The following is a 20552-nucleotide window of genomic DNA, read 5'->3' as shown; positions in this document are numbered from 1 at the left end:
AGCGCCCGCTGCCCGTGCAGGCGCAGCTCCGGCCGATGGAGGCGGCGGTGGCGGAGCACCAGGAGCGCCTTCAGCACCGCAGCCACGCCCGACGCCGCCTCCATCGGCCGGAGCTGCGCCTGCACGGGCAGCGGGCGCTCGCGGCGGCTGCCGAGGCAGCGTCCCAGCTCCCGCCAGTCCTCGGGGCCGCCGAGCGCCTCGACGTACACGAGGTCGTCCGGATCGACCCTGGCACGCTCGTACACCTCCTCGGGCCGCCCCCAGGCGGCGATCACGCCGTGGATGCGGTCGCGGTCGGCCAGCGCGTCGCCGAGCCGTTTGAGCACCAGCACCGCGCCGCCCTCGGCGCCCACGTCCGGGTACGTCGCCCCACCCGCCAGCACCACCCGGCTGTCGCCGTTCGCCACCGCGTCGCAGGCCCGGGCCAGAGCGACGAGCGACGACGCGGCGCCGGCGTCCACCGAGGCGCCGGGCCCGCGCAGGTCGAAGAAGCGCGCCAGCGCGTCCTGCGACGCGCCGCCCGTGAACACCCCGGCGCCGGAGCCGGCCAGCACCGCGGGGTCGAGGCCGGCGTCGTCGAGCGCCTCGGCGGCCATCTCCAGCAGCAGCCGGTGCCGCGGATCGGCCGCGGCCGCCTCCTCGGCCCGCATCCCGAAGTAGGCGGCGTCGAACCCGCCCGCGCCCTGACCGCCCACCCCCAGGTCGCGCCCCGCCTCCAGGGCCGCCCACAGCCCGTCCGGGCCGGTTATCCCGCCCGGCAACCGGCAGCCGGCCCCGACAACGGCCACCGCCTGGCCACCGACTCCACCCACGAGCACGCCCGCCTCCACCGATGGGCAACCGCCCACCCTGAGTGATCAGCCAACTACGGGGATTCACTGTGGGGGCGAGCGGTGCCCCAGGTCAAAGCACCATGCCGTGGCCTTCGGCCGCACTCTCGCGCCAGGCGGGAACTCTGCCCCGGAATCACCGCAACCCGGCCGCGTCACGTGGCGTCCGCGCCGGATCCCGGCGCCGGTCCGCGGGGTGATAATTGTCGGTGCCAGGCGGCACGATGTGTTCATGACTGACGCGCCCCCGCACACCGAGTTGCTCGATCACGCCGCTTACGCCGAGGCGGTGCAGATCGCGGTCGACGCCAACGCCGCCTATTACGGCGACGGCGAGTCCACGCTCGACGACGACGCCTACGACCGGCTGTTCCGGGGCATCCAGGCGTACGAGAACGAGCACCCCGACGAGGTGCTGCCGCACTCGCCCGCGGGCAAGGTGGCCGGCGGGGCGGTGACCGGCGACGTGCCGCACACGGTGCCCATGCTCAGCCTGGACAACGTGTTCTCGGCCGAGGCGCTCACCCGCTGGGTGGCCGGGCTGGAGCGGCGGCTGGGCCGGCCGGTGGCGGCGTTCAGCGTCGAGCCCAAGCTCGACGGGCTGGCCATCTCCGCGCGCTACCACGGCGGCAGGCTCGTCCAGCTGGTCACGCGCGGCAACGGCACCGAGGGCGAGGACGTCTCGCACGGCATCGGCACGGTCGTCGGCCTGCCGCTCACGCTGGCCGAGCCGGTGACGGTGGAGATCCGCGGCGAGGTGCTGATGACGGCCGAGCAGTTCGAGGCGGCGTGCGCCAAGCGGCAGGCGCACGACGGCACCACGTTCGCCAACCCGCGCAGCGCGGCGGCGGGCACCCTGCGCGCCAAGGACCGGCCCTACGTGTGCGAGCTGACCTTCTTCGGCTACAGCGCGCTGCCGCTGCCGCCGGGCGACGACTCCGAGCTGGCCACGCGGCTGCGTGAGCTGCCGCACAGCGAGATCATGGAGCTGGTCGCGGCGCTCGGCGTCGCCACCACCGGGTCGACGCCGGTCGCCGGGATCGTCGCCACCACGGTCGAGGAGATCCAGCGGCGCATCGGCGAGCTGGCGGCCGTGCGCGCGGAGCTGCCGTTCGGCATCGACGGCATCGTCATCAAGGCCGACAGCGCCGCCGACCAGGCGGAGGCCGGGTTCGGCAGCCGGGTGCCGCGCTGGGCCATCGCCTACAAGCTGCCCGCCACCGAGAAGATCACCAAGCTGATCGGCGTGGAGTGGAACGTGGGCCGCACCGGCATCATCGCGCCCCGGGCCGAGCTGGAGGAGGTGGAGCTCGACGGAAGCAAGGTCCGCTACGCCACCCTGCACAACGCCGCCGACATCACCCGGCGCGGCCTCATGCTGGGCGACTCCGTCATGGTGCACAAGGCCGGTGACGTGATCCCGCGCGTGGAGGCGCCCGTCGTCCACCTGCGCACCGGCGACGAGAAGCCGATCCCCGTCCCCGACGTGTGCCCCAACTGCCAGGGCGAGATCGACAAGTCGCAGGAGCGGTGGCGCTGCGTCCGCGGCCGGGCATGCAAGATCATCACCTCGATCCTCTACGCCGCCGGCCGCGACCAGCTCGACATCGAGACGCTCGCCGAGAGCCGGATCGTCCAGATGATCGAGGCCGGGCTCGTCGCCGACTTCGCCGACCTGTTCACGCTCACCCACGAACAGGTCCTGGCGCTCGACCGGATGGGCGAGACCAGCACCGGCAAGCTGCTGGCGGCGATCGAGCAGGCCAAGGCCCGGCCGCTGAGCCGGGTGTTCTGCGCGCTCGGCGTACGCGGCACCGGCCGGGCGATGTCGCGCCGGATCGCCCGCCACTTCGGCACCATGGACGCCATCCTCGCCGCCGATGCCGAGGCCCTCCAGGCGGTCGAGGGCATGGCGTCGAAGAAGGCGGCCCTCCTGGTCACCGAGCTGGCCGAGCTGCGGCCGCTCATCGGCAAGCTCGTCGCGGCCGGCGTCAACATGACGGAGCCCGGCGTCACCCCGCCCGTCCCCGGCCAGGCCGGGGCCGCCGACGGGGAGGGCGCCGACGGGGAAGCCGCCGATGGGGCGGCCGTCGCGGCCGAGCTGCCGCTGTCCGGCAAGTCCGTCGTCGTCACCGGCTCGATGACCGGCAAGCTCGGCGAGCTGAGCCGCAACGAGATGAACGAGCTCATCGAGCGGGCCGGCGGCAGGTCGTCATCCAGCGTCTCGGCCAGGACGAGCCTGCTGGTGGCGGGCGAGAAGGCCGGCTCCAAGCGGGCCAAGGCCGAGTCGCTCGGCGTCGAGATCATCACGCCCGACGAGTTCGCCTCCTTGGTGGCCGCCTTCCTCTGACCGCCCCTTCGGCCGGGGCGTTCAGCGGTCGCGCTCGCCGAGCCCGTCGGGACGGTCCTCCGTGCCCGCCAGGCTAGCGAACGCGCTGGACGCCCGATTCGCCCGACGGTGCGGGGTCGTCGCCGCCGCACGCGGCCGCGATCACTCTCGTCAGCGCCTGGTGCAGGTGCTGGAGTTCGTCGAGGTCCATGCCGAGCCGGGCGACGATGGCCGGGGGGATCTTCTCCGCCTCCGCCCTGAGCCGCCGGCCGGCGGGCGTGAGGGTCACGACGAGGGCGCGCTCGTCCTTGCTGTTGCGCTCGCGGTTGATGTAGCCGAGTGCCTGGAGCCGCTTGAGCAGCGGGGACATGGTGCCCGGGTCGAGCTGGAGCAGCTCCCCCAGCTCCTTGACCGACAGCGGTTCGTGCTGCCAGAGCGCGAGCATGGCCAGGTATTGCGGATGGGTCAGCCCCATGGGCTGCAGCAGCGGCCGGTAGAGGCCGATCACGCTGCGTGAGGCGACGCTGAGGGCGAAGCACACCTGCCGGTCCAGGGCCAGCAGGTCCGCCGCCTCTCCCGTGCTCTCCATGTGCGGGCCTCCGGCACCCTCTGATACGGTAATTGGTGTACAAAGTATTAGCGCACAAAGAGTTGCCACGCAAATCTTGGCGATCCCGGGAGGGACACCGCATGTTCTACCGCAAGCCGCTGGAGGAGCGCATCGCCGAGCGCCAGGCCAAGCTGCGCCCCCTGGAGGAGGGCAAGCACTTCGAGCACGGCCCGGCCAAGTTCGTGTTCGTCGCGCTGCTCGTCGCGGTCGTGGCCATGCACGTCATCGGCCTGGCCGTCGTCATGCACTTCTCCTGACGGCCGCCGGGCCCGGTCGAGGGCGCCGCCGGCCCAGCGGCCGGGCCGGGCGCCCGCGGCCTTCCGCAGGGCGCCGGGGTCCGCGACGAGTTCCTCGCCGCGGAAGGGCGGCCTGCCGACCGGCGCCCCTGGGGGGAACACCCACACCTCGATCGCCCGGGGCGCCCGGAGCCAGCCGGGCTCGACGGGGCCCGGGTGTTCCTGGGAGCCGGGGCCGTCGCCGCTCCGCTCGCCGCAGCGGCCGAGGTCGCTCCACCCATCGGCGTCGCCGGCCGACCGCACCAGCACCCGGGCGCCGGGGTCGGCGCAGCGTGCGGAGTAGCCGGTCGTGAGGCCGGCCGGCCGGAAGGTGACCGTCACGTGGTCGCCCAGGGTCTCGCGGGTGGCCGACTCGATCAGCCGGAGCCGCTCGCCGCGCCCCCCGGTGACCGCCCCCTGCAGCTCCACCCCGGGCGCGATCATCACCGAATCGGGGGCGCCGCCCGCGACGGGCACGGCGACGAGGACCGTGAGAGCGACCGCCGCACGAGCTTCTCCAGGCGAGGGGACTGCGGCCGCTCCGGGCCGCCGTCACCGACCTCGGCGAACACCGTACGCAGGTCCTGCTCGGTGTAGCGCGTCACCTGATCTCCGGCATTTCCAGTTCGCGCATCGCCGGCCCCATCGCCCGGGTGACCGGGACGCCAATTTGACCCCGAATAGTTCCACTCCGTACTATCGGCCTCCGAATCACCCAGGAGGCCGACCATGCGTACTCTCATCACCGACGTCCGGGTCTTCGACGGCGAGCGGACCGTCCCCCGCGCGGACGTCCTCATCGACGGCGAGCTGATCGCCGAGCCCGACGGCGGCCCCGTGGACGCCACCGTGGACGGCGCCGGCAGGACGCTGCTGCCGGGCCTGATCGACGCGCACACCCACGCCCACGACGGCGCGCTCGGGCAGGCGCTGGCGTTCGGCGTGACGACCGAGCTGGACATGTTCTGCCTGCCGTCGAACCTGGCCAGACAGCGCCGCACCGCCGCCGAGCGGGACGACGTGGCCGACATCCGCAGCCCCGGCGTGCTGGCCACCGCCCCCGGCGGGCACCCGAGCCAGATCATGGCCGCCGAGGCGGCGAACCTGGCCCACCTGGGCGACGCCGCCGGGCCGTTCGACACGGTGGCCGGCGCCCACGAGGCGACGGCGTTCGTCGAGGCGCGGCTGGAGCAGGGCGCCGACTACCTGAAGATCGTCATCGACGACGGCGCGGCGGGCGGCCTCGACCTGCCCGCGCTCGCGCCCGGCACGGTGGCCGCACTGGTCGAGGCGGGGCACGCCGCCGGGCTGCGGGCGATCGGGCACGCCGTCACGGTGCGTGAGGCCCTGATCGCCCTCGACGCGGGGATCGACGGCCTGGCCCACGTCGTCAGCGACGCCTCCCCGGGCGGCGAGGCAGCCGGGGAGCTGGCGGCCAGGATCGCCGCCCAGGGCGTGTACGTGGTGAGCACGCTGTCCTACTTCGAGGCCGTCAACGGCGACGAGAACGGCCTGGAGCTCATCCGCGACCCGCGCGTCGCCGCCCGGCTGCCCGAGCGGCTCAGGGCCGCCGCCACCCGCGACCCGTCGGCCGTCCCGGTCCCGGCGGCCGGCTCGGTCAACGCCCTGCACGCCGCCCGCGAGCTGCACCGGGCCGGGGTGCCGCTGCTGGCCGGCACGGACGCGAACATGTTCGCGCCCATCCACGGCGCCGCCATGCACCGCGAGCTGCTGCTGCTCACCCTGGCCGGGCTCACCCCCGAGGAGGCGCTGGCCGCCGCCACCAGCGTCCCGGCCCGCCACTTCGGCCTGGCCGACCGGGGCCGCGTCGCCGCCGGGCTGCTGGCCGACCTGGTGCTCGTGGAGGGCGACCCCACCCGCGACATCACCGACAGCCGCGCCATCGCCGCCGTGTGGCGCAGAGGCGCCCGCCTGCGGGGATAGCCGGACTTGGGAGTATCTGACCAGGACTAATACTCAATCGACACGTGGGCGTGGCGTGTTATCACTCCTCCAAATGGATACGTATAGTGACGACTCAATGGCAGTTCGTGATCAAGGGGAGATCATGAAGGGTATTCTTATCGTCGCCAGCGGTGCGCTTCTGGCGGCGGCCGCCGTGGCCGGTCCGGCTGCGGCAGAGGTCAGCGACCGCTCGAACGAGTGCTACTACAGCGCCGAAGGCTCCAGCTCGTGGCTGAACGTCGACCACAAGCGGGTCCGGGCGGGCTCGAAGCTGTTCGAGGCGTGCAAGGGCCACCACCACCACTACTACAACCGGGACGACCACGACGACCACGGCGACTACGGCCGCTGGAACAACGGGGACCGGTGGGAGGACGGCGGCTACGACGGCTACGACGGCTGGCGCGACTGACCTACCTCACCGGCGCCGGTCTGGGTTCCCAGGCCGGCGCCGGCCCACGTCCGGGCACGGCGCGGCCGCAGCACGCCGGCGCATCCGCCCATGACCGCCGTGACGCAGGCGAGCAACCCGAAGGCCACCGGGAACGAGGTGGCGCCGGCCACCCAGCCGGTGACGGCGGGCGCGGCCAGCCCCGACAGGTACGTGATCGTCGCCACGCCGGCGACGCCCTGGCCCGGTGTCGGCCCGGCGTTCCCCGCGGCGGCGAACACCAGCGGCACGGTGACCGCCACCCCCACGCCGACCAGCGCGAACCCGGCGATGGCCGCCACCGGCACCTGAGCCGTGGCGACGACGACGGCCCCCGCCGTGGCCAGCACCGCGCCGCCCCGCACCGCCGTGACGGGCCCCAGCCGCCGCACGATCGCGTCCCCGCACAGCCGGGTGACGACCATGAACGCGGCGAAGATCGCGTACGTGACCGCGCCCAGCCCTTCCCCGGCGCCCGTGACCTCCACGGTGTAGACGGCGGCCCACTGCGCGCCGGACAGCTCGGTGACCGTGGCGCACAGCCCGACCAGGCCGATCGCCAGGATCGCCCGCGACGGCACCGCGAACCGGGGCGGCGCCTGCTCCCCGGGCCCGGGCCGCAGGTCGGGCAGCCCGCGCGTCACGGCCAGCCCCGCCAGCAGCAGCACCGCGGCCATGAGCGCCAGGTGCGCGCGGGCGTCGACCGCCACGGCCGCCATCGCCGCCCCGGCGCCCGCCCCGGCGAAGTTCCCGACGCTCCACAGCCCGTGCAGGCTCGACATGATCGACCTGCCGAGCCGCCGCTCGACCACGACACCCTGGGCGTTCATCACGACGTCACAGGCCCCGGCGGCGGCCCCGTACACCAGGAGGGCGGCGCACAGCCACGGCAGGCCGGGAGCGAGCGCGGGCAGCGCGAGCGCGATGCCCCACAGCGCGAGCAGCGTCCGGGTGGCGGCCCGCCCCCCGAAGCGGTGGGCTAGGCGCCCGGCCATCGGCATCGCGACGAACGCGCCGAGCGACGGGCACAGCAGCGCCAGGCCGAGCACGCCGGGATCGAGGCCGAGATGGTCCTGGATCCATGGCATCCGGGTCGCCAGGCTGCCGCCGACGGCACCGTGGACCGCGAAGACCCCGGCGATCGCACGATGATGGGGGTGTCTCATGCGGGGTAAATTATCAGGCAGGGTTCCTAATGAATAGAGGGGCAACGTGCGCACCGCCACACCGAGTACGGCCCGGGCGATCAACGACCGGCTGGCCCTGGACCTGCTGCTGGAACGCGGGCCGCTGACCGCGCCGCAGATCAGGACGCTGACGGGGCTGTCGCGTCCCACGGTCTCCGACCTGATCGAGCGGCTGCAGGCGAACGGCCTGATCGAGGCGGGCGGCGAGGACGGGGGCGACCGGCGGGGGCCGAACGCGCGCCTGTACCGGATCGTGGCCGGGCGGGCGCACGTGGCCGGCGTGGACGTGCGCCGCAACGCCGTGACGGTGACCGTGGCCGATCTCACCGGCGCCACGAAGGGCACCGCGAGGCGCGAGGTCGGCGCCGGCGGCATCCCCGACCTGGTAGCCGGCGCGGTGGCCGAGGCGGCGGGCGGGCGCTCCCTGCACGCGGTGGCGGTGGGCGCGCCCGGCCTGGTCGACCCGCGCACCGGCGACCTGTCGCGGCTCAACGACGTACCGGGCTGGCGGCCCAGCGTGCTGCGGGAGCTGCGGTCCCGGCTGGACGGGCCGGTGGTGCTGGAGAACGAGGTGAACCTGGCCGCGCTGGCCGAGCATCGCGAGGGCGCGGCGGCGGGCCAGGGCGACTTCGTGCTGCTCTGGCTGGACGACGGCGTGGGCGCGGCGGTCGTGCTGGACGGCAGGCTGCGCCGGGGGGTGTCCGGCGGCGCGGGCGAGATCGGCTTCCTCGACGCCGGCGACGGGCCGCTCTGCGACCTGGTGAACGGCGCGGCCGTCCGCGGGCGGGCGATCGGCGAGGTGGCCGCCCGGGTGGCCGCGGCGGCGTTCCCGGCGGTGGCGCTGCTGGACCCCGGCCTGGTCGTGCTCGCCGGGGAGATCGGCAGGGCGGGCGGCGACGAGCTGGCCGCCCTGGTCGCCGACCGGCTGGCGCGGCTCGCGCCGGTGCCCACCCAGGTGCGGGTCACGGCCATCGAGGACAACCCGGTGCTGGGCGGCGCGGTGGTGACCGCGCTGTCGATGGCCCGCGACGACCTGTTCGGCGCCCCGTAAGCCGTCGGCGGAAACCTCTGGCAGCACCCCGCTCGGCGTGATCGGCTCGGAGGATGGACGCTGCCTATGACGAGATCGCTGACTGGTACGAGGAGGTGTTCCTGGCCGCCGGGGACCCCCTGGGCACCCGGGGCCTGCTGCGGGAGCTGCTGGGCGAGGGCCGGGGCACGTGCCTGGAGATCGGCTGCGGCACCGGCGTGCACGCGGCGGTGGTCCGCGACCTCGGCTGGACCCCGGCGGGCGTCGACCTGTCGGCCGGGATGCTGCGGCACGCGCGCGACCGGCTGCCGGCCGTACGGGGCGACGCCACGCGGCTGCCGTTCCGCGACGCCGGCCTGCCCGCGGTGATCGCGATGATGGCGCACACCGACATGCCGGATTATCCGGCGGTGCTGCGCGAGGCGGCCAGGGTGCTGCGGCCGGGCGGCGCATTCGTGCACGTCGGCGTGCATCCGTGCTTCTGCGGCGGGTTCGCCGACCGTGGTGATCCGGAGGCGGTGGTGATCCGCCCCGGCTACCTCGACCGGCACTGGACGAAGGAGTCGTGGACCGACAAGGGGGTGCGGGCGAAGGTGGGGGCGAGCCACTGGCCCGTACCGGAGCTGCTCAACGCCTTCGTGGCGGCGGGGCTGACGCTGGAGCGGTTCGCCGAGTCGGGCGGGCCGGTCCCGGTGGTGCTGGCGGTCCGGGCCCGCAAAGAGAGCTAGTACGTTTGTACATGTACAGACGTACTAGTTCGGAGGAGCCGTCATGGCCTACCTGTTCCTCGCCCTGGCCATCTGCGCGGAAGTGCTGGCCACCAGCCTGCTCAGGACCACCGAGGGTTTCACCCGGCTGTGGCCCACGATCGGCTGCCTGGCGACGTACGGCGTGTCGTTCTACATGCTCACCCAGGCGCTCACGCGCGGGCTGGGGGTGGGCTTCTCCTATGCCGTGTGGTCGGGGCTGGGCACGACACTGATCGTGGTGGTCGGCGTCCTGTTCTTGAACGAGCCGCTCAACGCGGCCAAGGTCGCCGGCGTGGCCCTCGTGGTCGCCGGCGTGGTCACCCTCCAGCTCGGCGGTGCCCATTGAGCGGCGCCACGCGCAATCCCGCCGAACGCCGCCGCCGCATCGTCCGGGCCGCCTGCGACCTCATCCCCGAGGTGGGCGTGGGCGGGCTGACGCACCGGCTGGTCGCCGCGCGGGCCGGCGTCCCGCTGGGCGCGACCACCTACTACTTCAGGACGCTCGGCGACCTGGTCGAGGCGGCGCTGGAGGCGGCGGCCGAGGCCACCGACGAAGGGCTGCGGCAGTGGGCCGCCGAGCTGGCGGCCGCCGCGGACGTGCCGGCCAGGCTGGCCGAGCTGACCGCGGACTACCTGGGCGACCGCGTCCGGATGATGACCTGGAACGAGATGTACGCCGCCGCCGGGCACCGGCCGGAGCTGCGGCCCCTGGCCCGCCGGTGGAGCGACGGCCTGGCCGGTGTCCTCGCCGAGCACACCGGCGCCCGGGGCGCGCGCCTGGCCGCCGTGTTCGTCGACGGCGCCGTCATGCACGCCCTGATCCACGACCGGCCGCTGGACCGGGACTCCCTGGCCGAGTCGCTGACCGCACTGATGGCTCAGCCGTAGAGCCGCTCCAGCCAGGCGCGCCAGGCCGGGCCTGCGTCGCCGGGGGCGCCGGGGGCGCCGAAGAGGTGGTGGGAGGCCACCATGGAGCCGCCCCTGCCCTGGATGAACCGGTAGAGCCCGTCGCCGGTGCGGACGCCGAGGGTCTGGACGTTGGCGAAGTAGACGACGCCCGCCTGCCCGGCCGGCTCCAGGAAGACCTTGTCGCCCGGCGAAGGGTCGCCGAGCTCGCCGTACAGGGTCCGCCAGGCGCGCGGCCAGTCGGTGACGGGCGGGCCGAACTCGGTGACCGGCGTGGCGGCCCGGCCGGCGAAGTGGGTGAGGTATTCCACGAGCGTGGCGAAGAACAGCGCGAAGCCGGTGGACATCGCCTCGTACTCGCTCTCCCAGTCGTCGCCCGGCAGGAAGCCGCTGGCGACCAGGCGGATCGAGGTGCTGCCCCGGTCGCGGCCCTCCACGAGGAAGTCGTAGGCGACGAACCGCCCGTCGGGGGCGGGGGCGCCGGCGTGCGTGAAGCGGTGCGGCGGCTCGGCGGCGCTCACGGCGGAGTCGGGCAGGTCGACGCCGCCGAAGGCGGTGCGGACCACGCCGCCGGCCACCTCGTTGCGGCCCATGAACCAGGCGTCGATGCCCGGCCCGGTGGCGATCGCCTCCCACACCTGCTCGGGTGTCGCCTCCACCAGCGCCTCATGGGGAAGCTCGAACGCGTGACCCATGTCAGCCCTCCTTCACCGAAGGGTGCACGGCCACGACCAGACGGTGATCGCGGCCACCTTCAGCAGCTTCGTCATGATATTTCGCGACCAGGGAGGTGACGGCCTGGGTCAGTTCCTCGGCGAAGGCGGCCCGGTCGGCCGCCGACGCGAAGCGCACCTCGCCGTCGATGGCGAACGTCGCCACCCGCTTGCGCGCCTCGGCCGCGCCGGTGATGAGCGCGCCGACGTCGCGGACGAGCTGCGCGGCCAGCGCCAGCAGCCAGCGGGCCGACAGCCGGTCGGGAGCCCTGGCGGGATCGGGCTGCACGGCCGCCAGCGCCAGCGGGGAGATCACGAACGACGCGGCCTTGGCCTGCATCACCCGCTCGGTCACGTTGCCCTTCTTGCGCTCCTCGACGAGCTCGACCAGGCCGTGCTTCTCCAGCGTGCGCAGATGGTAGTTGACCTTCTGCCGGGCCAGGCCGACCTTGGCCGCCAGGGACGTCGCGGATCCGGGCTCGACCAGCTCGGCCAGCAGCCTGGACCGCATGGGGTCGAGCGACGCCTCGGCGGCCTCCGCGTTCTCGATCACTGCCACTTCGTGCATGGCCCCCACGATCCCACCGAAAAAAATAATTGTCAAACCCTCGGAACGGCGCATCGCGGAAGCTACCTTTCCGCGTTCATCCCTACTCTTGGGGGACATAGGGACGAAGGAGTACTCAGTGGTGGAAATGACGTGGCCGCAGGTGAGTGCCCGGCGGCTGGCGCGGGCGGGGCTGGCCGAGCCCTTGGCGGCGACGCCGGCCGAGGTGGTCGCGACGATGTGCGGGGCGCACGCGCAGGTGATGTCCGCGGCCGAGCTGTCGGTCGCGCTCCGGCTTGAGAACGCCACCCGGGCGGACGTGCGCGCGGCGCTGTGGGAGGAGCGCAGCCTGGTCAAGACGTACGGGCCGCGAAGCACCGTGCACCTGCTGCCCGCGCGCGACCTGGCCGCCTGGACCGGGACGCTGTCCTCGGTGCCCGCCGCCGGCGGCGCGTTCCCCCCGGACAGGCGGCTGACGGCCGAGCAGGCCGACCAGGTGGTGGCCGCGATCGCGAAGGCGGTGGACGGCACGCACCTGACGATCGACGAGCTGAGCGACGCCGTCATCGCCGGCACCGGGCCATGGGCGGGCGACCTGGTGATGCCGGCGTTCCAGACCATGTGGCCGCGCTGGCGGCAGGCGATGGGCATGGCCGCGCACCGGGGCGCGTTCGTGTTCGGCCCAGCGCGCGGGCGCAAGGTCACCTACACCAGCCCGCCGGACGGTTTCCGGCCCGTCGCCGGTGACCACGGGCCGCTGCGCGCCTTCCTCCACGCGTACGGGCCCGCGACCCCGGAGCAGTTCGCGCGCTGGCTGGGGGTGCCGAAGAGATGGGCCGTCGCGCAGTTCGCCACGGCCGGGCTGGAGGAGGTGTCGTTCGCGGGATCGGCCGCGTACGTCCTGGCCGGGGACACCGGCGTGCCCGCCGGGCCGCCGTCCGGGGTGCGGCTGCTGCCGTACTTCGACGCCTACCTGGTGGCGGGGCAGCCCCGGGAACTGCTGTACGCGGGGGCCGCGGCGCAGCGGGCGCTGGCGGGCGGGCAGGCGGGCAACTTCCCGGTGCTGCTGATCGACGGGCAGGTGACCGGGGTGTGGCACCAGCGCCGCTCCGGCTCCCGCATCGAGGTCACGGTGGAGCCGTTGCGCGAGCTGCGTCCCGCCGAGCTCGGCGAGTTGCGCGAGCAGGTGGACCGGGTGGGTGCGATCCTGGAGGGCCGGGCGCGGCTCACCGTCGGCACGGTGACCGTCGGAGCGCACGCCTAAACGCATTCTTGGCCCGTTTTTGGGCTTGAGTCCAGGCATCCGGCGGTACGCCCTCAGGGACAGCCCTGTGCGAGGAGTTCCGCGATGGCAGGCCAGCCGCATACCCGGGCCCGTCCCGCCTGCACCCGCCGCGCGGCGGCGAGGCCCCACCACCACACGCCCGCCCGCCCGTGCCGGGCTGCACGCGCACGGGCCTGGCGCTGCGCCTGGACCTCGCCCGGAAGGCACCCCCGGGATCGCCCGCGCACCGGGGCCCGGGGGCCCGGCGTGCTGCCGCCGACCCGCGAGGAACCGCTGGAACGCCCCGCTGTCCAGACCGGCGGGCCGCGGCGGCGGGTGCCCGTGCTCGTCCGGCCGGGGGGCCGGTGCGAGCCGCGGCAGGGCTGGCAGCGCCGCGGCGGCGTACGGCTGCCACGCGACCGTTTACGACGGCGGCACCAGGCCGACTGCGGCAGGAGGAAGGCCGTCAGGCGGCCAGCCATTCCTTGACGCCCGACCGCAGGCGGTCCTTGAGCGACGGCCGCGCGAACGAGGCGTCGATCCCGGCCACGGCCACGTCCGCCAGGACGTCGTCGCCGTACCCGAAGACTTCGCGGACGCGCGCGTACTCGGCGGCGAGCCCGGTCTCGCCGTCGGTGTTGAGGGTCACCGCGAGCCCGGCGGCGCGCAGCAGCGGCAGCGGATGGCCGGCGAACGACGGGACGATCCCCAGCAGCACGTTGGACGTGGGGCACACCTCCAGCGGGACGCCGCGCTCACGCACCTCCGCCACCAGCGCCGGGTCCTCCAGCACCCGGATGCCGTGGCCGAGCCGCTCGGCGTGCCCCAGCGTGAGCGCCTCGCGGATGCTGCCGGGCCCGGCGAACTCGCCCGCGTGGTGCACCAGGCGCAGCCCGGCGTCCCGGGCCGCGTCGAACACCTCGGCGAACGGCGCCAGCGGGTGGCTCTCGTCACCGGCGAGCCCGATGCCGATCACCGCGTCGTAGCGGCGGGCCAGCTCGTAGGTGCGCCACAGCCGCTCGGCGGAGCGGCGGCGGGAGTGGTCGAGCAGGACGCGGCACTCGACGCCGTGGCGGGCGCCGCCTTCGGCCAGCCCGTCGAGCACCGCCTCCAGCGGCATCTCCGGCGCGCCGAGCCGCTCGCCGTGGGCGGCCGCGGTGAAGGTGACCTCGGCGTAGCGGGTGCCCTGGGCGGCCTCGTCCTCGCAGAACTCCAGGGCGACCCGCCGGAAGTCGGCGGCGGTGCGCAGCAGCCCGCGCACCATGGCCCGCTGGTCGGCGAACTCCCGGAAGCTCGCGAACCCCGCCTCCGGCGCGGCCTGCCCGCCGAGGTCGCGCACGGTCGCGGGCCGCACGGTGCTCTCCAGGTGAACGTGCAGGTGGGCCTTGGGCAGCAGGCGGACGTCTCTCACGCGGGCCACCCTAGGACACCGCCGTTCAGGCCCTCCGGGTGACCCGGATCTTCGACTGCTTGTGCGGGGTGCGCTCCCAGTCGTCCATGAACACCGCGTCGAGCCCGTACTGGCCGGCCAGCCGTACCAGGGTCTCGGTGCGGTAGTAGAAGTCCTCGCGGAGCACCTGGTGCTCCTTGCCCTCGGTGCGGTCGAAGGTGAAGTCGAACCAGCCGCCCGGCCGCATGATCCGCCCGACGTGGGCGAAGCACTCGTCGATCACCTCCAGCGGCGAGTGCGAGAAGACGCTGTGCGCGTGCACGACGTCGAAGTGCTCGTCCGGCAGGAACGCGAACCGCAGGTCGCGGACCGGGGTGAGGTGCGGCAGCTTGTCGCGCAGGCCGTGGTCGGCGACGGTGTCCTGCGCCGCCATGAGGATGTCGGGCGAGATGTCGATGCCGTAGTAGTTGCCCGTGTGCAGGTAGTCGATGAACAGCCGCCCGGCCCGCAGGTTGCCGCAGCCGATCTCCAGCATCCGGCACTCGGGCTTGAGCCCGTGCTCCAGCAGGTAGTCGAACTGCATCTGGCCCAGCGCAAGCCAGCGCTTGTGCGTGTGGGAGCCGACGGCACCCTCGGGGCTGCGCGCGGTGTCTGAGCGCATGACCGCCCGGTAGTAGGCGATGTGGTCGCGGCTGTGCAGGCGCAGCCAGGTGTCGCGGGCCAGCCGCCGCAGGTGCGGGATCACCTTGTGCGGGTGCCTGAGCGCGTAGGACGCCTGGTGCGCCAGGCTCGAACGGGGGCGTGTCACGAGGAGCACCGCCAAAAGTCAGGGGACTCGGCCTTCATGCTGGGAATGTAAGTCACCTACCCGGCCGTGCCAGCGGCTCACGTGAAAATCTTGGATGCCCGTTTGCCCAGCCTTTCTCGGCGGCGGAGCGCCTGCGAGGAGTTCGATGCCGCACGTCCGTTACGCGACCGCCGCCGCGCCGGGGCGGGCCAACGAGGACTACGTGATCGCCGGGCCGTCCTGGGTCGCGCTGTTCGACGGGGCGACCGCGCCGCCCGGCGTCCGGTCCGGGTGCGTGCACGACGTGCGCTGGCTGGTGCGGACGCTGGCCTCGGGCGTGGCGGCGCGCGTCGACGGCGGCGAGCCGCTCGCGGACGTCCTGGCGGACGCCATCGCCGCCACCATGTCGCGGCATGCCGGGACCTGCGACCTGGCGAACCCCGACTCCCCCTCGGCGACGGCCGCGCTGGCCAGGTTGCGCGGCGACCGGCTCGACTACCTGGTGCTGTGCGACTCGGCGATCGGGCTGGCGCACCCCGGCGGCGGCGTCACGGTGGTGCGCGACGAGCGGCTCGACCGCCTGCCGGGCGGGCGGCCGTACTCGGTGGAGCTCGTCAGGTCCCTGCGCAACCGGCCGGGCGGCTTCTGGGTGGCGAGCACCTGCCCCGCGGCCGCCGGGCGGGCCCTGGCCGGGACGGTGGACGCGGCCGGGCTGGAGGGGGTGGCCCTGTTCACCGACGGCGTCACCCGGCTCGCCGACTGGTACGGCCGCACGTGGGACGAACTGGTCGCCGGGGCGCGGGACCCGGAGGCGCTGATCGCCGAGGTGCGCCGCCGGGAGCGGGCCCTCGGCCCGGTGCGCGGCAAGCAGCACGACGACGCCACCGCGGCCTGGATGTCGTTCCCCTGAGACGACGGTCACAACCTGTCGTAGCTGTTGGGTAGCTTGAAGGGGAAGACACGCTTTGGAGGTCGATGGCCAGTCAGCCCCTGTGACGCCCGATCCCGTCCGACCCGAGCGAGGAGATTGTCTTGACCCAAACAGCAGAGGCTCTCGAACTGGACGAAACCCCCGCTGACGGCATGTCCGTCAGCGCCGATTCCGTCAAGACATACCTGAAGGAGATCGGGCGGGTCCCTCTCCTGACCGCTGACCAGGAGATCGAGCTGGCCAAGCGGATCGAGGCCGGGTTGTTCGCCAGGGAGCGGCTCGACACCGAGCCGGGCCTCGACCGCGAGCTCCGGGCCGACCTGGAGTGGATCGCCGACGACGGGGAGCGGGCCAAGCAGCGCATGCTGGAGGCCAACCTGCGGCTGGTGGTGTCCATCGCCAAGCGCTATACCGGGCGCGGCATGTTGTTCCTCGATCTGATCCAGGAAGGCAACCTGGGGCTCATCCGGACCATTGAGAAGTTCGACTACCGGCTGGGCTACAAGTTCTCCACCTATGCCACCTGGTGGATCAAGCAGGCGATCACCCGGGCGATGGCCGACCAGGCGCGCACCATCCGCATCCCGGTGCACATGGTGGAGTTGATCAACAAGGTGGCGCGGGCCCAGCGCCGGTTGCAGATCGACCTCGGCCGCGAGCCCACTCCCGAGGAGATCGCGACCGAGACGGAGCTGGAGCCGGGCCGGGTCGTCGAGGTGCAGGGCTACGGCCGCGAGCCGATCTCCCTGCACACGCCGCTGGGTGAGGAGGGCGACAGCGAGTTCGGCGACCTCATCGAGGACACCGAGGCCGTCTCCCCCGCCGACGCGGTCTCCTTCACCCTGCTCCAGCAGCAGCTCCGCGCCCTGCTCGACGAATTGTCCGAGCGGGAGGCGGGCGTCATCTCGATGCGTTACGGGCTGGTCGACGGCAAGCCGATGACCCTGGACGAGATCGGCCGCATCTACGGCGTGACACGTGAGCGCATCCGGCAGATCGAGGCCAAGACGATGTCCAAGCTGCGCCACCCGTCGCGGGCGATGGCGCTGCGCGACTACCTGGCCTGACACCTCACATGAGCAGGAGCGACTTGCCGACGGTGCGGCGCTCCTCCAGTGAGACGTGGGCGTCGCGGGCCCGCTCCAGCGGGAAGGTGGCGCCGATGGCCGGGCGCAGGCTGCCCCGGGCGGCCAGGTCCAGCGCCTCGGTGAGCCAGGCGCGCATGTCGGCCGGGTCGGGCGGGCCCGACGCCAGGGCATTGACCACGCTCACCCCGCGGCGTTCGGCCTCACGCGGGTCGATGTCGGCGAAGCCGCCGTCGGCCGTGCCGTAGGTGACGAACCGGCCGCCGTCCGCGGCCGCCTCGAACGCCGCCTGGCCCAGTGCGCCGCCGGCGCCGTCGTAGACCAGGCCGGCGCCGCCGGTCAGGTCGCGCCCCCGCCGCTGCCAGCCCTCCTCGCCGTAGTCGACGGTGTGCTCGGCGCCCAGCTCACGGGCGAGCGCGAGCTTGCGCCCGCCGAGGGCGGCCGCGACGACGCGCGCGCCGGCGTCGCGGGCGAGCTGCACGAGCGTCGAGCCGGCGCCGCCCGCCGCGGCGGTCACCAGCACCCACTCGCCCTTCTCGAAGCGCCCCAGCCGGGCGAGCATGATCGCGGTCGCGCCGTCGTGCAGGACGGCGGCCGCCTGCTGGAAGCCGAGCCCGCCGGGCAGTTCCACGATCTGGTCGAGGCCGGCGACGACCTGCTCGGCGTAACCGGTGTCGAGGGTGGCCACGACGCGGCGGCCGATCCACGCCGGGTCCACGCCCTCGCCGGTCGACAGCACGGTGCCGGCCCCGCCGGTGCCGGGGACGTACGGGGGCGTGCGGGGGAAGAACTCGCCGCCCCAGCCGCGGCGCAGCAGGGTGTCGAGGTAGATGACGTCGGCGGCGGCCAGCCCGACGACGACCTGTCCCGGCCCCGCGACGGGGGCGGGCAGGTCGACGGCGACGAGCATGTCGGGGCCGCCGAATTCGCGCACCTGGATCGCGCGCATGGTGATCACTTCCTGAGGTCGATCGCGTCTCGGTGACCCCAGTGTTCAACCTCAAGTTTGGATGAGGTCAACCGCGATCTCCGCCTCCTTCTCCCCGGCGAAGGCGAGCAGGCGCTCGCCCTCGGCGGCCAGCTCCGCCATGACCGTCCCCGGCAGCGGCCGGAAGGGCCGCAGGCGCAGGACGCCGTCCTTGAGGTCCCACATGCCGGCCACGACGCCGTCGACCAGGAAGGTCGGGTAGACGACCGAGCCCACGGACACGACCTTGCGCTGCTCGGCGGTCATGAGACGGGACCGGTCGGCGTAGGCGACGATCAGGTTGTCGAAGTAGGGCAGGAAGCGTACGGGCGCGGGCGCGTCGGCGTCGGCCAGGGGCGCGTCCGGGAGGTCGTACAGGACGCGCCCGTCGTCGTCGCGGTAGGCGCGCAGGCCCATCGCCTCGATGACCGGGCGCAGCCTGGTCAGCCCGGACCAGGTCTGCACGTCCATGACGCTCGCCGGGCCGAACGCGGCCAGGTAGCGGGTGACCAGGCGCTCGATGGGCGGCGCGGCGTCGAGGGGGCGGCCGAGCCACTCTTCGGCGAGGGTGAACGGGACGGCGCCGCCCCGGTTCCACACGCCGCTGGGCGGGGTGTGGATCACCGGGATCACGGCCTGCACGGTCCAGTTGAGCGCGAGCCGGTCGACGTCCGGCCAGCGCTCGGCGAGCAGGTCGCGCACCTGGGTGCGGGTCAGGGTCCGCCCGGTCAGGTGCGCGCGGGCCAGCCCGGCGAGCTCGTCCAGGTCCACCTCGCGCAGCGCGCCGCCGAAGGCGCCCCGCAGGCCGCGCGACAGGCGCGGCTGCAGGAGCGGCCGCAGCCACAGGTAGTCCTCGGCCAGGGCCAGGTGCTGGGTGGCGCGCAGCAGCGTCCCGCGCACGACCTGCCTGCCCTGCAGCAGGGTCGTCAGGTCGTCCTGGGTGAAGGACTCCAGGCGGGACCACAGGCCGAAGTAGGGCGGGTTGACGTCCTGGCCCTGGAGGGCGACGAGCCGTCCGACCGCCTGCGCGGGCGTCATGGCCGAGCGGGCGAGCAGCAGCTGACGGTCGAGCGTCGTGCGGTTGAGTACGCGGCGGTTCAGCGTCATGACCGTCACGCTAGGGACTATTGCGGCAAGGATGGTTCCGCGTTGAGGAGTTCGTCGAGGGCTTCGCGGAGGTTCGCGGCCAGCTCCCAGGCGTCGGGCACCATCGCGCGGTCGGTGATGACGCCGATGTCGAGCGAGCCGTCGTAGGAGAAGGCGGTGATGTTGATCCCGCCGCTCACGTCGGTGATCACGGAGACGGGATGGAGGCTGAGCAGCCGCGCCCCGCACACGTACAGCGGGAACTGCGGGCCCGGCACGTTGGACACGCCGACGTTGATCGGCGGCGCGGTCTGCCCCACCAGCTCGAACGCCGAGCGGGCGGCCAGCCCCATGAGGGCGGCGGGCATCGACTCGCTGAACTCGCGCAGCCAGCCGGCGGGCGACAGCGAGAACCGGTCCTTGATCCGCCCCATCGCCTCCCGTACCTGGGCCAGCCGGGCGGCGGGGTCCTCCAGGTGCACGCCGAGCGGCGCGGTCATGATGGCGACCTGGTTGCCGGGCACCTCGTCGCCGGCGGCGCGCAGCGAGAGCGGGATGCCGGCGATCAGCGGCTGGCGCGGCACGCCGCCGTGCGCGGCCAGCCAGCGGCGCAGCGCGCCCGCGCACACGGCCATCACCACGTCGTTCACCGTGACGCCGAACGTCTTGCGGACCGCCTTGACCTCCGCCAGCGGCAGCGAGACGAACGCGAAGCGCCGGTGCCGGGAGACCGGCCCGCTGAACGGGGTGCGCGGCGCGGGCAGCACGGGCAGTTCCGGCGCCTGTCCCACGCCGGCGGCCTTGCGGGCCAGGCGGGCGGCGACGCTGCTGCCGGGCAGCCACGACAGCACGGGGATCTCGTCCAGGTGCGGCACCGCGCGGGCCGCGAACCGCACCGCCTGCGCGGGGTTGCGGGCCATCCTGGACAGGCCGCGCGCCAGCATCTCGGCGCGGGGCGGCAGCGGCGCGTCGGGCTCCGGGTCGCCGGCGGGCGGCGGCGCGGGCTCGGGGCCGAGGTCGAGCAGCGCGGCCAGCACGTCGGCGCCGCCGATCCCGTCGACGGCCGCGTGGTGGATCTTCGTGTAGAGGCCGGTGCGGCCGCCGGTCAGGCCGTGGATCAGGTAGATCTCCCACAATGGCCGGCTGCGGTCCAGGCGGCGCGGGTGCAGCCGGGAGACCTGCTCGGCGAGCTGCCGGTCGTCCCCGGGCGGGGGCAGACCGATCTCCCGCACGTGGTAGTCGAGGTCGAGGTCGTCCTCGCGCACCCAGTACGGGTGGTCCAGGTCGAACGGCACCCGGGCGAGCTTGCGGCGCAGCGCGGGCACGTGCGGCAGCCGCGCCTCCAGCAGGGCCTGCAGGCTCGCGCGGTCGAGCGGGCCGTCGAGGACGGCCAGGCCGGCGATGTTGGCGACGTTCGTCTCGGTCTCGAAGTGGAGGAACCCCGCGTCCAGGGCGCTCAGCTGGGCCATGG

At 74.0% G+C, this 20552-nt stretch carries 21 protein-coding genes and 1 pseudogene; 11 read left to right on the top strand and 11 right to left on the bottom strand.

Features of this window, described 5'->3' with window-relative positions; all coding sequences use genetic code 11:
- Positions 1-818: beta-ketoacyl [acyl carrier protein] synthase domain-containing protein (locus tag ADY59_RS28065; RefSeq protein WP_197093896.1), on the bottom strand; the 818-nt coding region annotated here is incomplete at its 3' end.
- Positions 819-1062: 244 nt separating this feature from the next.
- On the opposite strand from ADY59_RS28065, the gene ligA reads away from it, so the two are divergent.
- Entirely contained in the window at positions 1063-3180 is a 2118-nt protein-coding gene (ligA, locus tag ADY59_RS28060) for an NAD-dependent DNA ligase LigA (protein ID WP_049567841.1), read from the top strand.
- 73 nt (positions 3181-3253) lie between these two features.
- Here the strand turns inward: ligA and ADY59_RS28055 are convergent, their stop codons facing one another.
- A complete protein-coding gene (locus ADY59_RS28055; protein WP_049567838.1) occupies positions 3254-3748 on the bottom strand; it encodes a MarR family winged helix-turn-helix transcriptional regulator in 495 nt (164 codons plus the stop codon).
- A gap of 101 nt (positions 3749-3849) precedes the next feature.
- Between ADY59_RS28055 and ADY59_RS51680 the strand changes: the two genes are divergently transcribed.
- Complete coding sequence (locus ADY59_RS51680; protein ID WP_197093895.1) at positions 3850-4026, top strand: hypothetical protein; 177 nt, start codon at positions 3850-3852, stop codon at positions 4024-4026.
- 461 nt (positions 4027-4487) lie between these two features.
- On the opposite strand, the gene ADY59_RS50405 is transcribed toward ADY59_RS51680, so the two are convergent.
- The gene (locus ADY59_RS50405) at positions 4488-4649 is read right to left on the bottom strand and encodes a hypothetical protein (RefSeq protein ID WP_156325781.1); all 162 of its coding nucleotides are present in this window, start codon (positions 4647-4649) and stop codon (positions 4488-4490) included.
- A 124-nt stretch (positions 4650-4773) separates the two neighbouring features.
- Here ADY59_RS50405 and ADY59_RS28050 point away from each other — a divergent pair, with 124 nt between their 5' ends.
- Both ADY59_RS28050 and ADY59_RS50400 read left to right on the top strand, forming a co-directional pair.
- A complete protein-coding gene (locus ADY59_RS28050) occupies positions 4774-5988 on the top strand; it encodes an amidohydrolase family protein (protein WP_049567835.1) in 1215 nt (404 codons plus the stop codon).
- 124 nt (positions 5989-6112) lie between these two features.
- Positions 6113-6421, top strand: coding sequence for a hypothetical protein (locus tag ADY59_RS50400; protein WP_049567832.1), 309 nt, complete (start codon positions 6113-6115; stop codon positions 6419-6421).
- Here the strand turns inward: ADY59_RS50400 and ADY59_RS28040 are convergent.
- Positions 6400-7605 carry an MFS transporter gene (locus ADY59_RS28040; protein WP_049567830.1) on the bottom strand — a complete coding sequence of 402 codons (1206 nt, stop codon included), beginning with the start codon at positions 7603-7605 and terminating at the stop codon, positions 6400-6402. The genes ADY59_RS50400 and ADY59_RS28040 overlap by 22 nt on opposite strands.
- A gap of 46 nt (positions 7606-7651) precedes the next feature.
- Here ADY59_RS28040 and ADY59_RS28035 point away from each other — a divergent pair, with 46 nt between their 5' ends.
- The 4 genes from ADY59_RS28035 to ADY59_RS28020 are packed head-to-tail and all read left to right on the top strand — an operon-like array spanning position 7652 to position 10293.
- The gene (locus ADY59_RS28035) at positions 7652-8677 is read left to right on the top strand and encodes an ROK family transcriptional regulator (protein ID WP_049567827.1); all 1026 of its coding nucleotides are present in this window, start codon (positions 7652-7654) and stop codon (positions 8675-8677) included.
- A gap of 53 nt (positions 8678-8730) precedes the next feature.
- Entirely contained in the window at positions 8731-9384 is a 654-nt protein-coding gene (locus ADY59_RS28030; RefSeq protein ID WP_049567825.1) for a class I SAM-dependent methyltransferase, read from the top strand.
- Between the two features lie 43 nt (positions 9385-9427).
- Positions 9428-9751, top strand: coding sequence for a DMT family transporter (locus ADY59_RS28025; protein WP_049567822.1), 324 nt, complete (start codon positions 9428-9430; stop codon positions 9749-9751).
- On the top strand, positions 9748-10293 hold the full coding sequence (locus ADY59_RS28020) for a TetR/AcrR family transcriptional regulator (protein WP_049567820.1): 546 nt from the start codon (positions 9748-9750) through the stop codon (positions 10291-10293). The genes ADY59_RS28025 and ADY59_RS28020 overlap by 4 nt, the downstream gene beginning before the upstream one ends.
- Here the strand turns inward: ADY59_RS28020 and ADY59_RS28015 are convergent.
- Positions 10284-11006: an SRPBCC family protein gene (locus ADY59_RS28015; protein ID WP_049567817.1), complete on the bottom strand. Its 723-nt coding sequence runs from the start codon at positions 11004-11006 to the stop codon at positions 10284-10286. The two genes, ADY59_RS28020 and ADY59_RS28015, sit on opposite strands and share 10 nt — an antisense overlap.
- A 1-nt stretch (position 11007) precedes the next feature.
- On the bottom strand, positions 11008-11592 hold the full coding sequence (locus ADY59_RS28010; protein ID WP_197093894.1) for an ArsR/SmtB family transcription factor: 585 nt from the start codon (positions 11590-11592) through the stop codon (positions 11008-11010).
- Between the two features lie 127 nt (positions 11593-11719).
- Between ADY59_RS28010 and ADY59_RS28005 the strand changes: the two genes are divergently transcribed.
- Positions 11720-12835 carry a winged helix DNA-binding domain-containing protein gene (locus ADY59_RS28005; protein ID WP_049567814.1) on the top strand — a complete coding sequence of 372 codons (1116 nt, stop codon included), beginning with the start codon at positions 11720-11722 and terminating at the stop codon, positions 12833-12835.
- Between the two features lie 466 nt (positions 12836-13301).
- Here ADY59_RS28005 and add read toward each other — a convergent pair whose 3' ends face one another.
- A complete protein-coding gene (gene add, locus ADY59_RS28000) occupies positions 13302-14246 on the bottom strand; it encodes an adenosine deaminase (RefSeq protein ID WP_049567811.1) in 945 nt (314 codons plus the stop codon).
- Between the two features lie 25 nt (positions 14247-14271).
- Positions 14272-15033: a class I SAM-dependent methyltransferase gene (locus ADY59_RS27995; protein ID WP_197093893.1), complete on the bottom strand. Its 762-nt coding sequence runs from the start codon at positions 15031-15033 to the stop codon at positions 14272-14274.
- Between the two features lie 145 nt (positions 15034-15178).
- On the opposite strand from ADY59_RS27995, the gene ADY59_RS27990 reads away from it, so the two are divergent.
- Both ADY59_RS27990 and ADY59_RS27985 read left to right on the top strand, forming a co-directional pair.
- Entirely contained in the window at positions 15179-15922 is a 744-nt protein-coding gene (locus ADY59_RS27990; protein WP_049567807.1) for a protein phosphatase 2C domain-containing protein, read from the top strand.
- A 185-nt stretch (positions 15923-16107) separates the two neighbouring features.
- Positions 16108-17010, top strand: a pseudogene (locus ADY59_RS27985) (RNA polymerase sigma factor); the annotation flags it as partial.
- Between the two features lie 4 nt (positions 17011-17014).
- Here the strand turns inward: ADY59_RS27985 and ADY59_RS27980 are convergent.
- From ADY59_RS27980 to ADY59_RS27970, 3 genes are read right to left on the bottom strand one after another with little or no spacing between them, the layout of a single operon-like run.
- Entirely contained in the window at positions 17015-17977 is a 963-nt protein-coding gene (locus tag ADY59_RS27980; protein ID WP_049567865.1) for a zinc-binding dehydrogenase, read from the bottom strand.
- 51 nt (positions 17978-18028) lie between these two features.
- Entirely contained in the window at positions 18029-19102 is a 1074-nt protein-coding gene (locus ADY59_RS27975) for a winged helix DNA-binding domain-containing protein (protein WP_049567803.1), read from the bottom strand.
- Positions 19103-19119: 17 nt separating this feature from the next.
- A complete protein-coding gene (locus ADY59_RS27970; RefSeq protein WP_049567801.1) occupies positions 19120-20550 on the bottom strand; it encodes a WS/DGAT/MGAT family O-acyltransferase in 1431 nt (476 codons plus the stop codon).
- Between the last annotated feature and the right edge of the window lie 2 nt (positions 20551-20552).

This window comes from Nonomuraea sp. SBT364, assembly GCF_001083785.1.
Lineage (GTDB): Bacteria > Actinomycetota > Actinomycetes > Streptosporangiales > Streptosporangiaceae > Nonomuraea.
Note: the sequence above shows the minus strand (reverse complement) of the source record. Positions and strands in the feature narration are given on the sequence as shown.

What these genes read in the sequence shown, in the direction of transcription:
- ADY59_RS28050 (WP_049567835.1), top strand. Translation starts at nt 4,774, where the DNA reads ATGCGTACTCTCATCACCGACGTCCGGGTCTTCGACGGCGAGCGGACC.
- ADY59_RS50400 (WP_049567832.1), top strand. Translation starts at nt 6,113, where the DNA reads ATGAAGGGTATTCTTATCGTCGCCAGCGGTGCGCTTCTGGCGGCGGCC.
- ligA (WP_049567841.1), top strand. Translation starts at nt 1,063, where the DNA reads ATGACTGACGCGCCCCCGCACACCGAGTTGCTCGATCACGCCGCTTAC.
- ADY59_RS28055 (WP_049567838.1), bottom strand. Translation starts at nt 3,748, where the DNA reads ATGGAGAGCACGGGAGAGGCGGCGGACCTGCTGGCCCTGGACCGGCAG.
- ADY59_RS51680 (WP_197093895.1), top strand. Translation starts at nt 3,850, where the DNA reads ATGTTCTACCGCAAGCCGCTGGAGGAGCGCATCGCCGAGCGCCAGGCC.
- ADY59_RS28015 (WP_049567817.1), bottom strand. Translation starts at nt 11,006, where the DNA reads ATGGGTCACGCGTTCGAGCTTCCCCATGAGGCGCTGGTGGAGGCGACA.
- ADY59_RS27980 (WP_049567865.1), bottom strand. Translation starts at nt 17,977, where the DNA reads ATGCGCGCGATCCAGGTGCGCGAATTCGGCGGCCCCGACATGCTCGTC.
- ADY59_RS27990 (WP_049567807.1), top strand. Translation starts at nt 15,179, where the DNA reads ATGCCGCACGTCCGTTACGCGACCGCCGCCGCGCCGGGGCGGGCCAAC.
- ADY59_RS27975 (WP_049567803.1), bottom strand. Translation starts at nt 19,102, where the DNA reads ATGACGCTGAACCGCCGCGTACTCAACCGCACGACGCTCGACCGTCAG.
- ADY59_RS28030 (WP_049567825.1), top strand. Translation starts at nt 8,731, where the DNA reads ATGGACGCTGCCTATGACGAGATCGCTGACTGGTACGAGGAGGTGTTC.
- ADY59_RS28025 (WP_049567822.1), top strand. Translation starts at nt 9,428, where the DNA reads ATGGCCTACCTGTTCCTCGCCCTGGCCATCTGCGCGGAAGTGCTGGCC.
- ADY59_RS28040 (WP_049567830.1), bottom strand. Translation starts at nt 7,605, where the DNA reads ATGAGACACCCCCATCATCGTGCGATCGCCGGGGTCTTCGCGGTCCAC.
- ADY59_RS28005 (WP_049567814.1), top strand. Translation starts at nt 11,720, where the DNA reads ATGACGTGGCCGCAGGTGAGTGCCCGGCGGCTGGCGCGGGCGGGGCTG.
- ADY59_RS28010 (WP_197093894.1), bottom strand. Translation starts at nt 11,592, where the DNA reads ATGCACGAAGTGGCAGTGATCGAGAACGCGGAGGCCGCCGAGGCGTCG.
- ADY59_RS27970 (WP_049567801.1), bottom strand. Translation starts at nt 20,550, where the DNA reads ATGGCCCAGCTGAGCGCCCTGGACGCGGGGTTCCTCCACTTCGAGACC.